A 12,406-nucleotide genomic window follows, 5' to 3' on the forward strand; every position below is an offset into this window, starting at 1 on the left:
GATGTTGGGGAGATGCTGTTATCTTTTCCTCTGAGTCGTAGCGCCCGTCGGTGGTTGTGCACCTTGTCACTGGTGGCGAGCCTGAATGGTGCTTGCCCTTTTTATCCTGTTCAGGCACAACCGAGCGAGGAACTGGTCGAAGCGCAACGGCTGTACGATCAGAGCGTGAAGTTGTGGGAAGCGAGCCAGTACAGGGAGGCCCAGCCCCTGGCCGAACGGGCTTTGGCCATCCGCACAAAGGCCCTGGGAGAGAAGCACCTGGAAGTGGCCCAAAGCCTGCACAGTCTGGGCAATCTGTACCTCAAGCAGGGCAACTACGCCGGGGCCGAGCCCCTTTACAGACGCGCCCTGGCCATTCGCGAGAAGGCCCTCGGGCCCAATCACCCGGAGGTGGCAAGAAGCCTCAACAGTCTGGCGGTCCTGTACATCGATCGGGGCAACTACGCCGGGGCCGAGTCGCTCCACAAGCGCGCCCTGGCCATCCGCGAGAAAGCCCTGGGAGGGGAGCACCCGGATGTGATCCAGACCCTCAACAACCTGGCAGCCCTGCACGCGGAACGGGGTGACTACACGGAGGCCGGGTTACTGTTCCGGCGCGCCCTGGCCCTTTTGGAGAAGGCCCTCGGGCCCGATCACCCGGAGGTGGCAAGAGGCCTCAACAACCTGGCTGCCCTGTACGGGCGGCTGGGCGATTACACGGAGGCCGGGTTACTGTTCCGGCGCGCCCTGGCCCTTTTGGAGAAGGCCCTCGGGCCCGATCACCCGGAGGTGGCAAGAAGCCTCAACAACCTGGCTACCCTGTACGGGCGGCTGGGCGATTACACGAAGGCCGAGCCGCTGTCCCAGCGCGCCCTATCTATCCTGGAGAAGGCCCTGGGGACCGAGCACCCGGAGGTGGGTCAGAGCCTCGTCAATCTGGCCATCCCGCGCCGAAAACGGGGCGATTACACGGAGGCGGAGCCGCTCATCAGGCGTGCCCTGCTCCTCCGCGAAAAATTCCTGGGACCGGAGCACCCGGATGTTGCCACTGGCTTTGAGGAGCTGGCTTTGTTGCGCCTCGGCCAGGACCGGCTCGACGACGCCCGCCAGGCCCTCCAAAAGGCCATCGACATTCAGGAACAAAACCTCGCCCTCAACCTTTCTTCCACCTCCCAATCGCAAAACCAGGCCTACCTCGCCACCCTCAAAGACACCGCCGACTTTGCCCTCTGGCTCCACCTCGCCCGCCTCGGGGACGACCCCGAGGCCGCCCGCCTCGCCCTCACCGCCGCCCTTAGCCGCAAAGGGCGGGTGCTGGAAGAGGCCACCCTTGCCCTCGCCCGCCTGCGCCGACGTCTGCCTGCCGACCGCCAGCAGCCGTTGCAGCAATTGGCCGATGCCCGCGCCCAACTGGCCTCCCTCGTTTTTCAGGAATCTGGCCCGTTGCCTTCCGAGCAATACCAGGCCCGGGTGGGCGAATTGCGGCAGCGGGTTCGCCGACTGGAGGACGGCCTGGAGGGTACCGGCGGCCCTTTGCGCATGCTCACCCGCCCGCTCAGCCTCCAGGCCGTCCAGCAGGCCCTCCCCAAGGACGCCGTGCTCGTCGAGTTCGTGCTCTACCGCCCCTTCGATGCGAAAGCAGCCACACCCGATCGGCAATTTGGGGCATCGCGCTACGCCGCCTACCTGTTGCGACCCACTGGAGCACCCCTCGGTGTCGATCTTGGCGATGCCCGACAGATAGACGATCTGGTGACCGCCTGGCACTCGTGGTTGCTCGATCCCACCTCGCCCGTCGATGGTCCGGTCCACAAGCTCGCCCGCCTTCTGCACCAAAAACTCCTCGCCCCCCTGGGAAGTCAGTTGCAGGCCAAGCACCTGCTCATTGCTCCCGACGGACAGCTCAACACCCTGCCCTTCGCCGCCCTCGTCGGACAAGATGGCCACCCTCTGCTGCAAGATCACACCCTCACCTACCTTGTCTCCGGTCGCGAACTGCCCCGGCTGGCCCAGGCCAGCTCGGCTCCTCGATCCGCGCCGCTGGTGTTGGGCGGGCCGGACTTCGCCCGCGCCGCCGCCGGCCTATCCCCTGCCACCCAACAGAGGGCGGGGCCAGACTACGGGGCAGAGACGCGCCTGGAGGAGAACCTGCGCTCCCCCGCCCTGACGGGCTTTACCGTCCGGCCCCTCCCTGGGGCCAAAGTCGAGGCTGCCGCCGTCGCCCGGCTGCTGGGCATTCCCTCCACCGAACTATTGACTGGGGCGCGGGCCACCGAGAACGCCCTCAAGGCGACTCGCTCCCCCGCCCTGTTGCACCTGGCCACCCACGGCTTCTTCCTCAAAGATCAAGGCGGTGCTGAGAAAGAAATCGGGCTCCAGGAGCCGCTGTTGCGCTCCGGGGTGGCCCTGGCGGGCTTCAACGCCCGCTCCTCGGGGACCGAGGACGGCGTGCTCACCGCCCTCGAAGCCCAGGGGCTCGATCTCGAAGGGACCGAGCTGGCGGTGGTGTCGGCCTGCCAGAGCGGAGCCGGTGCAGTCGTCGGCGGCGAGGGGGTGCAGGGGCTCAGGCGGGCACTGGCCCTGGCGGGAACGAGAAGCCAGGTGCTGGCGCTGTGGCCGGTGGGGGACCGGACAACGGCGGATTTGATGGAGCGGTTCTACCGGAGGTTGGCAGCGGGAGCAGGACGCTCTGAGGCCCTTCGGCAGGCGCAATTGGCGGTGTCAGGCCAGCAACGACGGTCGCACCCTTTTTGGTGGGCATCCTTCGCGGCGTCGGGGGACTGGCGGCCGGTGCAATTGTCTCAGCACCGACGTAGAGCTTTACTGTTGCATGAATTCGGTACTGTTCACAGGGCAAACACATTTGAGACCGCAAAGCGGACGACAAGTCCAACGAAATCCCGGCCATCGTCCCGCTTTCAAGAAGCGATCCCCTGGGAGAAGCGTTAGCACTTGACTAAAGAGAGTGCTAACGTGATGAATGAAAATTTGGTCTCCAAGGAGAAAGTGCTGTGGCAACTATTACCGTAGCGGCATCTTCCCTGAAGCCCCTCGGCGATCGGGTGCTGGTGAAGGTTCTGGCGCAGGAAGAGAAGACGGCGGGCGGCATTTTGCTGCCGGACACGGCCAAGGAGAAGCCCCAGGTGGGCGAGGTGACGGCGGTGGGCGAAGGTCGGATCACCGACAAAGGCGACCGGTTGCCCCTCGAAGTCAAAGTGGGCGACAAGGTGCTCTACGCCAAGTACGCCGGGACCGAACTGAAGGTGGCGGGCGAAGAGTACATTTTGCTTGCCGAGAAAGATATCCTCGCCATCACCCTGTAGGACAGGCGGCGCGATTTTACTATTTGGGAGAGTGTGCAATGGCAAAGATGATTGTGTTTGACGAGACGGCCCGCCGGGCGCTCGAGCGGGGCGTCAACGCCCTGGCCGACGCGGTGCGGGTGACCCTCGGACCCAAGGGCCGCAACGTCGTGCTTGAGAAAAAATTCGGTGCGCCCCAGATTGTCAACGACGGCGTCACCATCGCCAAAGAAATTGAACTCGAAGATCCGCTGGAAAATACCGGCGCTCAGCTCATCCGCGAAGTGGCCTCCAAGACCAACGACGTGGCCGGCGACGGCACCACCACCGCCACGGTGCTCGCCCAGGCGCTCATCCGCGAGGGCCTGCGCAACGTGGCCGCCGGGGCCAACCCGATGAGCCTCAAGCGCGGCATGGAGAAGACCGTGGCGAAGCTGGTGCAAGAAATCGCCGCCATGGCCAAGCCGGTCGAAGACAACAAGACAATCGCCGAGGTGGCGACGATCTCCTCGGGCAACGACGAAGAAATCGGCCAGATGATCGCCGAGGCGATGGACAAAGTCGGCAAAGAAGGCGTGATCACCGTCGAAGAATCCAAGTCCCTGGTCACCGAACTGGATGTGGTCGAGGGCATGCAGTTCGACAAGGGCTACGTCTCGCCCTACTTTGTCACCGACACCGAGCGGATGATCACCGATCTCGACGAGCCGTTCATTCTACTCACCGACAAAAAAATCTCGATTATTCAAGATCTGATCCCGGTGCTTGAGAAGGTTGCCCGCGCCGGGCGGCCCTTGCTCATCATCTCCGAGGATCTCGAAGGCGAAGCGCTCGCGACGCTGGTGGTCAATAAACTGCGCGGCGTGCTCAACTGCGTGGCGGTCAAGGCCCCCGGCTTCGGCGACCGGCGCAAGGCGATGCTGCAAGATATCGCGGTGCTCACCGGCGGCGATGTGATCTCCGAGGACATCGGCCTCAAGCTCGAAAACGTCACCATCGACATGCTGGGCAAGGCCCGCAAGGTGACGATCACCAAGGACAAAACCACGATCGTGGCCGGTACAGACAACAAAGCCGCCGTCGAGAAGCGCATCGCCCAGATCCACAAGCAGATGGAGGACACCGACTCCGACTTTGACCGCGAGAAGCTCCAAGAGCGCCTCGCCAAGCTCGCGGGCGGTGTGGCGGTAATCAAAGTCGGTGCGGCGACCGAGACCGAACTCAAAGACCGCAAGCTGCGCATTGAAGATGCCCTCAACGCCACCAAAGCGGCGGTCGAAGAAGGCATCGTGCCGGGCGGCGGTACGACCCTGCTGCACCTGACCAAGAAGATCGACGCCATCAAGGCGGGACTGGCCGACGACGAGAAGACCGGTGCGGACTTGATCGCCCGCGCCCTGGAGGCGCCTTTGCGCCAGATTGCCGATAATGCCGGCGTCGAAGGGTCGGTGATCGCCCAGAAGGTGCGCGAGCTGGACTTCAACATCGGCTACGACGCCATGAAGGGCGAATTTGTCGACATGCTTGCCGCGGGCGTGGCCGACCCGGCCAAGGTAGTCCGCTCGGCGCTGCAGAACGCCGCGTCGATCGCCGCGATGGTGCTCACCACCGAGGTGCTGATCGTCGACAAGCCCGAGAAGAAAAAAGCCGGCGCCGGTGCCCCCGACATGGGCGGTATGGGTGGCATGGGCGGTATGGGTGGCATGGGCGGCATGATGTAGCCCCACCAAACCACGCCTGCAAAGCCTGCGCCGCAACCGGTGCAGGCTTTACTTTTGGTGGGGCAATCAGCCAAATGGTGTGCGCCGTGTATTAATAGGCAGAGAACAAACGAGCGACAGCATGGGTACCGGTCTGGAAGTGCGGGGGTTGACGGCGGGCTACGGGCAAATTGAAGTGCTGCACCAGGTGAATCTGCACGTAGGAGCGGGGGAACTGGTGACGGTGATTGGCCCCAACGGCGCCGGCAAATCGACGCTGCTGCGCACCATCTCGGGCCTCATCCGGCCCACCGCCGGGGAGGTGCTTTTAGACAACCGGCGCCTCGACCGGCTCTCGGCCGACCTGATTGTCCGCACCGGGCTGATGCACGTTCCGGAGGGGCGGCGCATCTTCTCGCGCCTCACGGTGCTCGAAAACCTGGAGATGGGCGCCTACACCCGCAACGACCGCATCGAAACGGACCTCGAAGACATTTTTAATCTGTTTCCGATTCTCAAGGAGCGCCGCTACCAGCGCGCCGGCACCCTCTCGGGAGGCGAGCAGCAGATGCTCGCCATCGGCCGGGCCTTACTCGGCAAACCGCGCTTGCTGGTGCTCGACGAGCCCAGCATGGGCCTCGCACCGCTGATTGTGCAAAGCATCTTTCAGATCATTGAGCGCATCCGCTCCCAGGGAGTGATGGTGCTCTTAGTCGAACAGAACGCTCTGCAGGCGTTAAAACTGGCCGACCGGGGCTACGTGCTCGAAAACGGCCGCATCGCCCTTGAAGGTCCGGCCAATGAACTACTCGTCTGCGAAGAAGTACGCCGGAGCTATTTGGGCGAATCGATGGTCAGCTGAGGTTCCTCCCTCCATGGCCTGTTATATGCAGGAAAATCGCACGCAAGAAAGTGCGCGCACCTGCTGAATCGCTTCGAAATCGCGATCACTGTGCACAAGTGCAAGTCGGCGCTCGATGGCCAGCTGAGCGATGCAGCAATCGATGCTGCTGCGGACAGTTAATCCTCGCCGCCGCAGGTCGTAGTAGATGCGCGCTGCCTGTGTCCAGGCGTATTCCGATAGTTCAGCGTAGTCTTGCTCCTGGAGATGGGTTTGCAACAGCACCCATTCGCGCTGATCGCGGCAACCCTGCAGCAACTCCATCTGCGTGAAGCGACTCAAAAATACTGGCTCGTCACCGACTACTCGCTCGAAACACTCCCTCGCCATCCCGGTGCGATCGCGAAGAATACTCACCCACACCGAGGTGTCAACCAGAAACACGACGATCCACGCGCAGAGCTTCGGGGTCAAAATCATCGGCAAATCGAATTTGCCCGCTTAGATCGAGTAAGTTGCGCTTCTTGCGCGCGCGGATAAGTTCTTGCAGTGCCAGCTGCAGTAATTCTTTCTTGGTTCGGACGTTGGTCAATTGGAAGGCTTCTTCGAGAAGCGCGTCGTCAAGTTCGACGTTGGTACGCATAATGTGTATAGCGTGTATGTATGTGTGTATTATACACGTTGCCAGATTGACGCGGACCCCTGGCGACCAGTACCTGCGCGCCCAGCTTGGTGGAAAAAGTAGCCGCGCCTGGCCGGGAAAAGCCTACCCGACGGCCGATGTCTACGAACAAGCCGGTCTCAATCGAAGTAAAAAAGCGTCACGACCTTGCGCAACTCCTCGGCAAATTCGCACCCTTCAAGCAGTACTCGCGAGTCGTGAAAGGCAAAACAAATCAATTGCTGCGCCTTTTCGATGATTTCACGGTTGCAGACGACGCTCGCCTCACCTAGGGGCATGTGGTTGTTTTCGGGGTGTTCGACCAGATGAATAATGTTTTCGAGCTGGTCGCGGGTTTCGCGCGGTTGGCGATCCAGACTCTGGGGCAAGATTACCGTCAGCGCGTTGGGATCGGCGCGCACCACACCCCGGATCACCGCCTGGTTGGTGCCGGCGGCGCCGCTGGTGAGGATGCGGTTGCCGGTGAGGGCCAGGGCGTAGCTCAAGATTTCGATCAGTTGCTGATGGCCGAGGGGGACGTGGCGGGAACCCAGGATGGCAATTTGCTTGGAAGCCGTCTGCTGGATGGTCATCAACTCCAGCAAAAATGTATCCAGTGCAGGCGGCAATTCGGTGGCTCGTGTCAAATGCCTCTCCAGTCAGGCCCAGGGCCAAAAACAGCGTACCTAGCTTATCAAATGCTGGCGGGCATTTTGAGCAACAGATAGTAGAGCCGCGCCGGGGCATTGATCTGCCCGGCCCGGTCCTCCGCCTCAGGCCCCGTGCCCACGAACAGATCCAACCGGCCGCGCCCGCGGATGGCCGCCCCCGTGTCATGGTCGAGCACGAACTGCCGGAGCATCCCGGCGCGGGTCTGGGCCTGGATGAACAACAGTGCCCCCGGCGGAAAGACGCTCTTGTCCATCGCCGCCGAGTGCATCGCCGTCACCGGAAAGCCGAGGCTGCCGTAGGGACCGCCGTCGTCGGTCCAACGGAAAAAAACGTAGGACTCGTTTTTGTGCAAGTAGGATTCAAGCTCCTCCGGGTGGGCGCGAAAGTAAGCTTTGACCGCCTGCAGCGTCAGGTCTTCCTCGCGGATTTTGCCGTCGGCCACCAGCGCCTTGCCGATGCTCTGGTAGGGCCTATCGGTCTTGGCGGCAAAGCCCACCGAGCGGGTCGCACCGTCGGTCAGCACCAGCTTCGCCGAGCCCTGGACGTGCACCAAAAAGCGTTCGAGCGGATCGGCCAGCCAGATCAGTTCGCGGCCTGCGAGCAAATTCTGCTTTTCGATCTGCGCGCGGGTGGGGTAGGGCCGCACCCCGGCGGCGGTGCGCTGACCGAGACCGCGCACGCCGTCGGTGACAAGGTCGCCGGGGGTTTTGTAGAGCGGGTAGCGGTAGGTTGCGGTAGGTTTGCGGCTCGCCCGGTAGACCGGCGCGAAGTAGCCGGTGATGAGCACCTCGGGGCTGTCGGGCTCGGGATTGACCCGATAGAGGTCAAATTCGCGCCCCACCCGCACGCTGAATGCTTCTGCGCTAGGCGAAGTCTTCAAGATGGCCCGAAAGCGCCTGAGACTCGCAGCAAGCCGTTCGCGGGTGATCCCCCGGCGTGGATAGGCGCGCGAAGCTGCCGGGGTAGAGAGATACCGCAGGCTGGTATCCACACTCTTGATGAGCGTCCAGCGGTCGTGCCAGCCACCCGCAAGATCCACCTCCTCGAAGCTCGCACCCACCAAAAGCGGCTCCTCAGAGCGCGCCACCGGAGCGCAGACCAGCCAGCCGGCCAGCAGCGCGGCGCTAATCGTCGTCGAGATTATCCCAGTCGGTTGGGGTTTCACGGGTTAGCTTCCGCTCGATGCGCTCGGCTTTTCGAAGCAGAGTATACAGCAAAGCCAGCTCGTCGCTGCCGGGAGAAGCCGCGTCGATGGCCGTTTGCAGGGCGCGGGTGAGCGCTTCGCACTCCTCGCGGTTGAAGACGATGGGCAGCCGCAGTTTCGGCGGCCGAGCATGGGAGCGGGAGCGCTGAAAAGGCATGTGGACACCCTAGCACGTCGTCCATACCCGCGGCCGGGTTACTATCGACACGGACGCGAAGAATCGCTGCAGCGATAAGATTTGCAGATAAGTTGCAGGGTTGACACAGTGGAACGAAAGCGTTCGGACTCCCCCATTCCCGAGAGGCAGTGACCGATTGCAGCTTTATCGTTGAGAGTATGTCATTTCTGAATATGAACAACCGAAGTCGGGGCGGCGACGGGCGCACCCTCGGCGCCTGGCTGGGTGCGGTACTACTCGGCGCCTGGCTGGTCGTCGGGTGGGCGCTACCCGCACAGGCCCAACTGAGCCTGTCCGGTTTGGGCGAACAAGCTACCGACAGCCTGCCCGAAGGGGTGCAAAGACTCGGCGAAATCGAAATTGCCCCGGTCAAATTCGAAGGGCAGCGGATTTTTGATGTCGCATCACCGACGGTCAGAAACCGCACCTCCCCCGGCAAGTTGCTCCCCGTCGAAGTGCGCGCCGAACTGGTCGAGGCAAGCCTCGAGCGCATCGTCGCCCCGGATGTCCGCGTCAAGGCCGTCGTGGGCGACGACGGGCAGAAGGCCGACCCGGCAGCACCAACTTTGCCCCCCCCGGACAATGACCGGGCGCGGGACTATTTCACCAACTATGACCCGAAATCGACTTATATCTATATTTCCAAGTTGAACGGGGCGAACGTCATCTTCGCCATCGACGACTACCACACCAACCCGCTCAAGATCGTCACGGTCACGGCCGCCGACGCCGACTACTACGGCCTGACCCAGGACGATCTGGCGGAGCGCTGGCGTTCCGTACTCGAAAGCTTACTGCGCAATGCGCTGCAGGAGCGTCAGCCCGCCAGTTTCGACGGGCAGTGGCGCTGGGCCGCCCTCGCCGTGGGTGCTGTGGCCGGGATCAGTCTGCTTATCTGGTTGCTGCAAAAGCTCATCAAAAGCCGCGACCGCCAGTTGGCCGAAGAACAGGCACAGCAGGCGGAGTGGGCTGCCAACCAGGCCCCTGTCGCCACCGAAAATGCCCCCGCCGAGAACTTCGACTTTCACCGGAGGCAATTTCTGGAGGCGCTGCGCCAGCAGTTCAGCCTCCAGCGCCGCCGCAGCTTGATTGCTATCCTCGGGTTTTTGCTCGACTGGGCACAGGCGGTCGCCTGGGTCGTCGGGGCCACCGTGGTGCTGTATATCTTTCCCTGGACGCGGGCCTATGCCTTTCAGGTGCTGCGCATCCCCTTCGTGCTGCTGGGGATCTGGTTTGTGGCGGGCCTCGCCAACCGGATCGGCGACGCGGTGATCGAACGCTTCTCGAAGGTGTGGGAAGAAAACGACCTGTTCGACCTGGCGGACGTACAGCGCAAGTCCCTGCGCATCGCCACCACCATCCAGGCGCTCAAGGGCCTCAAGACTTTTATGATCTACCTGGTGGCCATCGGCTCAGCGCTCTCGTTTCTCGGAGTGCCCCTGGGCTCGGTGCTCGCCATCGGCGGTCTGGTGGCCTTCGCGATTTCTTTTAGTCTGCAAAACCTGGTCAAAGACCTGGTCAACGGCTGCCTGATTCTCTGGGAGGACCAGTTTGCGATCGGCGATGTGGTGGCGATCGGCGCGGTCTCAGGCGCGGTCGAGAACCTGAGCCTGCGGGTCACCCAACTGCGCAACAGCGAAGGGCGGCTGATTACGATTCCCAACAGCGCCATCGCCCAGGTGGAGAACCTGACGCGCACCTGGTCGCGGGTGGATTTTGCCGTCGAGGTCGCCTACGACACCGATATCCGCCGCGCCCTGGCGGTGATTGGCGACATCGCCCGCACCATGTACGACGAGCCCGAGTGGCACGCCCAGATGCTCGAAGCGCCGCAGGTGCTGGGAGTCGACGCGCTCTCTTCGACCGGGGCGCTCATTCGGGTATGGCTGCGCACCCAGCCGGGGCAGCAGTGGGCGGTGGGGCGCGAATTCCGCCTGCGCGTGCGCCTGGCCCTGGAGCAGAACCAAATCGATATCGGCACCCCCCAGCAGGCGCTGCTCTACAAGGGGACGGTACCCACGCCCAACGGCAACAGCAGCGCCGGGAGCGGGAGCCAACCCGTCAACAAGCCATAAAAAATGGACGCCCTCGGGCCGAAAAAGCACCGACTCAAGGCAAGGTGATCTGCCCTACCTGGGTTTCCCACTGGCACTCACCGGCGATCGTGGTGGCCCGCTCGCCCACCACCCACACGCCGGTCAGATCCGGGGCTGTCTGTGCGCCCAGGTAGTCACCATACCTTTTGCTGCTTCATGCGCACAATCGTCCCAAAGAAAAAGGCGCGCGCTTCAGCTGCGCGCCCTTTGAGGTTGAACGAAATCTGCGCCTACTTCTTGACGGTCGTCTTAAAGTCGTTGAGCGCCTTTTTGAGCAGGTCCACCGCTTTGTCGGTGAGGGCTTTGGTGGTCTCGATTTCCTGGCCGTACTCAGACACGCTGGAATCGAGATAGTTGAGGAACTGCTGCTTGAAGGGCTGGATGCCTTTGACGTCGATGTCGTCGAGGTAGCCGTTGGTGGCGGCATAGATGATCGCCACCTGCTGGGCCACCGACAGGGGCGAGTACTGCGGCTGCTTGAGGATTTCGCGCAGGCGCAGACCGCGGGCGAGCTGGGCCTGGGTGGCCTTATCGAGGTCGGAGGCAAACTGCGAAAAGGCCTCCAGTTCGCTGAACTGGGCCAGATCGAGGCGCAGTTTGCCGGCCACTTTTTTCATCGCCTTGGTCTGGGCGGCCCCGCCCACCCGCGAGACCGAGATGCCCGCGTCGATGGCAGGGCGCAGTCCCGAGTTGAACAGGCCCGAATCGAGGAAGATCTGGCCGTCGGTGATCGAGATGACGTTGGTGGGGATGTAGGCCGAGACGTCACCCGCCTGGGTCTCGATGATCGGCAGGGCGGTGAGCGAACCTTCGCCCAGATCGGGGCTCAGTTTGGCGGCGCGCTCAAGCAAGCGCGAGTGCAAGTAGAACACGTCGCCCGGATAGGCTTCGCGGCCCGGCGGACGGCGCAACAGCAGCGACATCTGGCGGTAGGCCACCGCCTGCTTGGAGAGATCGTCGTAGACCAGCAGGGCGGCGTTGATCTTTTTGTCGGAGCCCGGCAGGGTGAGGCCGTTGTACATGACGTACTCGCCCAGGGTGCAACCGGTGTAAGGCGCCAGGTACTGCAGGGCGGCAGGCTCGTTGGCATTGGCGGCGACGATGATCGTGTATTCCAGGGCGCCGCGCGAGCGCAGCACCTCGACGATCTGAGCCACGGTAGAAGCTTTCTGGCCAATGGCGACGTAGACGCAAACGACGCCTTTACCCTTCTGGTTGAGGATGGTGTCGATGGCGATCGTCGTCTTGCCGGTCTGGCGGTCGCCGATAATCAGCTCGCGCTGACCGCGGCCGATCGGGATCATGGCGTCGATGGCGGTGATGCCCGTCGCCAAAGGTTCGTAGACCGATTTGCGCTTGATGATGCCGGGGGCGGGCGATTCGAGCAGGCGGGTTTCGCTGCCGACGATGTCGCCCTTGCCGTCGATGGGAATCGCCAGGGCATTGACGACCCGGCCCAAGAAGGCCGGTCCCACCGGAATCGAAGCGATGCGGCCGGTGGCGCGCACGGTGGAGCCTTCTTCGATCGTGCGGCCTGCGCCCATCAGCACCGCGCCGACGTTGTCCTCTTCGAGGTTGAGGGCGATGCCGATCGTGCCGTCCTCGAATTCGAGCAGTTCGGAGGCCATGCACTTTTCAAGACCGTAGACGCGGGCGATGCCGTCGCCGACCTGCAGCACCGTGCCGACGTTGGTCACCTGCAGTTCGGTGTTGTACTTCTGGATTTGATCGCGGATGACGGAGCTGATTTCGTCCGGGCGAATCGTGAACATG

General features: G+C 63.0%; 11 protein-coding genes. 5 read left to right on the forward strand and 6 right to left on the reverse strand.

Features of this window, described 5'->3' with window-relative positions; genetic code table 11:
• Positions 1-54 precede the first annotated feature (54 nt).
• The 4 genes from GLL_RS14940 to GLL_RS14955 all read left to right on the forward strand — a co-directional run bounded on the left by GLL_RS14940 (position 55) and on the right by GLL_RS14955 (position 5,843).
• Positions 55-2,928 (forward strand): CHAT domain-containing tetratricopeptide repeat protein, encoded by a 2,874-nt coding sequence (locus GLL_RS14940; RefSeq protein ID WP_231848236.1) that lies wholly within the window; start codon positions 55-57, stop codon positions 2,926-2,928.
• 62 nt (positions 2,929-2,990) lie between these two features.
• Positions 2,991-3,302, forward strand: coding sequence for a co-chaperone GroES (gene groES, locus GLL_RS14945; RefSeq protein WP_011142890.1), 312 nt, complete (start codon positions 2,991-2,993; stop codon positions 3,300-3,302).
• Positions 3,303-3,340: 38 nt separating this feature from the next.
• Positions 3,341-5,002, forward strand: a complete 1,662-nt coding sequence (groL, locus tag GLL_RS14950; RefSeq protein ID WP_011142891.1) for a chaperonin GroEL — start codon at positions 3,341-3,343, stop codon at positions 5,000-5,002.
• A 121-nt stretch (positions 5,003-5,123) separates the two neighbouring features.
• The gene (locus GLL_RS14955) at positions 5,124-5,843 is read left to right on the forward strand and encodes an ABC transporter ATP-binding protein (RefSeq protein ID WP_011142892.1); all 720 of its coding nucleotides are present in this window, start codon (positions 5,124-5,126) and stop codon (positions 5,841-5,843) included.
• Positions 5,844-5,864: 21 nt separating this feature from the next.
• Here the strand turns inward: GLL_RS14955 and GLL_RS14960 are convergent, their stop codons facing one another.
• The 5 genes from GLL_RS14960 to GLL_RS14980 form a co-directional block, all read right to left on the reverse strand.
• Positions 5,865-6,266 (reverse strand): type II toxin-antitoxin system VapC family toxin, encoded by a 402-nt coding sequence (locus GLL_RS14960; protein WP_011142893.1) that lies wholly within the window; start codon positions 6,264-6,266, stop codon positions 5,865-5,867.
• A complete protein-coding gene (locus GLL_RS14965) occupies positions 6,253-6,465 on the reverse strand; it encodes a type II toxin-antitoxin system VapB family antitoxin (protein WP_011142894.1) in 213 nt (70 codons plus the stop codon). Before GLL_RS14965 ends, GLL_RS14960 begins: the two co-directional genes overlap by 14 nt.
• Before the next feature lie 158 nt (positions 6,466-6,623).
• Entirely contained in the window at positions 6,624-7,076 is a 453-nt protein-coding gene (locus GLL_RS14970; protein ID WP_011142895.1) for a hypothetical protein, read from the reverse strand.
• A gap of 101 nt (positions 7,077-7,177) precedes the next feature.
• The gene (locus GLL_RS14975; protein ID WP_197530014.1) at positions 7,178-8,320 is read right to left on the reverse strand and encodes a murein transglycosylase A; all 1,143 of its coding nucleotides are present in this window, start codon (positions 8,318-8,320) and stop codon (positions 7,178-7,180) included.
• A complete protein-coding gene (locus GLL_RS14980) occupies positions 8,280-8,516 on the reverse strand; it encodes a hypothetical protein (RefSeq protein WP_011142897.1) in 237 nt (78 codons plus the stop codon). Before GLL_RS14980 ends, GLL_RS14975 begins: the two co-directional genes overlap by 41 nt.
• A 194-nt stretch (positions 8,517-8,710) precedes the next feature.
• Between GLL_RS14980 and GLL_RS14985 the strand changes: the two genes are divergently transcribed.
• Positions 8,711-10,612, forward strand: coding sequence for a mechanosensitive ion channel family protein (locus GLL_RS14985; RefSeq protein WP_164929136.1), 1,902 nt, complete (start codon positions 8,711-8,713; stop codon positions 10,610-10,612).
• A 251-nt stretch (positions 10,613-10,863) separates the two neighbouring features.
• Here the strand turns inward: GLL_RS14985 and atpA are convergent, their stop codons facing one another.
• On the reverse strand, positions 10,864-12,405 hold the full coding sequence (gene atpA, locus GLL_RS14990; RefSeq protein WP_011142899.1) for a F0F1 ATP synthase subunit alpha: 1,542 nt from the start codon (positions 12,403-12,405) through the stop codon (positions 10,864-10,866).
• Position 12,406: the final 1 nt, after the last annotated feature.

The organism is Gloeobacter violaceus PCC 7421, from assembly GCF_000011385.1.
Lineage (GTDB): Bacteria > Cyanobacteriota > Cyanobacteriia > Gloeobacterales > Gloeobacteraceae > Gloeobacter > Gloeobacter violaceus.

What these genes read in the sequence shown, in the direction of transcription:
- GLL_RS14970 (WP_011142895.1), bottom strand. Translation starts at nt 7,076, where the DNA reads ATGACCATCCAGCAGACGGCTTCCAAGCAAATTGCCATCCTGGGTTCC.
- groL (WP_011142891.1), top strand. Translation starts at nt 3,341, where the DNA reads ATGGCAAAGATGATTGTGTTTGACGAGACGGCCCGCCGGGCGCTCGAG.
- GLL_RS14985 (WP_164929136.1), top strand. Translation starts at nt 8,711, where the DNA reads ATGAACAACCGAAGTCGGGGCGGCGACGGGCGCACCCTCGGCGCCTGG.
- GLL_RS14955 (WP_011142892.1), top strand. Translation starts at nt 5,124, where the DNA reads ATGGGTACCGGTCTGGAAGTGCGGGGGTTGACGGCGGGCTACGGGCAA.
- GLL_RS14980 (WP_011142897.1), bottom strand. Translation starts at nt 8,516, where the DNA reads ATGCCTTTTCAGCGCTCCCGCTCCCATGCTCGGCCGCCGAAACTGCGG.
- atpA (WP_011142899.1), bottom strand. Translation starts at nt 12,405, where the DNA reads ATGTTCACGATTCGCCCGGACGAAATCAGCTCCGTCATCCGCGATCAA.
- GLL_RS14965 (WP_011142894.1), bottom strand. Translation starts at nt 6,465, where the DNA reads ATGCGTACCAACGTCGAACTTGACGACGCGCTTCTCGAAGAAGCCTTC.